This window comes from Burkholderia sp. BCC1638 (assembly GCF_902833195.1).
GTDB classification, from domain to species: domain Bacteria; phylum Pseudomonadota; class Gammaproteobacteria; order Burkholderiales; family Burkholderiaceae; genus Burkholderia; species Burkholderia diffusa.
The window spans coordinates 1-422 of record NZ_CADFEC010000158.1 but is presented as its reverse complement, the minus strand read 5'-3'; the positions used below and the strand labels follow the sequence as shown (position 1 = coordinate 422).

Genomic DNA, 422 nt, shown 5'->3' with positions numbered 1-422 from the left:
GACGGTGAGGACACCAACGCGCTCGACGAGGTCAACATACATCGCCAGATCGTCGATTTGATCCAGCAGATCGGCCTGTTCCCGAACATGACCATCGAGGAGAACATCACGGTGGTGCCGCGCCTGCTGGGCTGGGACAAGAAGCGCTGCAAGGAGCGCGCCACCGAGCTGATGTCGATGGTCGCGCTGGACCCGAAGCTCTACCTGAAGCGCTATCCGCGCGAGCTGTCGGGCGGCCAGCAGCAGCGCATCGGCGTGGTGCGCGCGCTGGCGGCCGATCCGCCGGTGCTGCTGATGGACGAGCCGTTCGGCGCGGTCGACCCGATCAATCGCGAGTCGATCCAGAACGAGTTCCTCCAGATGCAGCGGCAGTTGAAGAAGACCGTGATCATGGTCAGCCACGACATCGACGAGGCGATCAA

The 422-nt window shown here is 63.5% G+C and carries 1 protein-coding gene; it reads left to right on the top strand.

Annotated elements, in window-relative coordinates; genetic code table 11:
* The coding region (locus HWX22_RS31695; protein ID WP_175917038.1) for an ATP-binding cassette domain-containing protein at window positions 1-422 on the top strand (422 nt) is incomplete at both ends.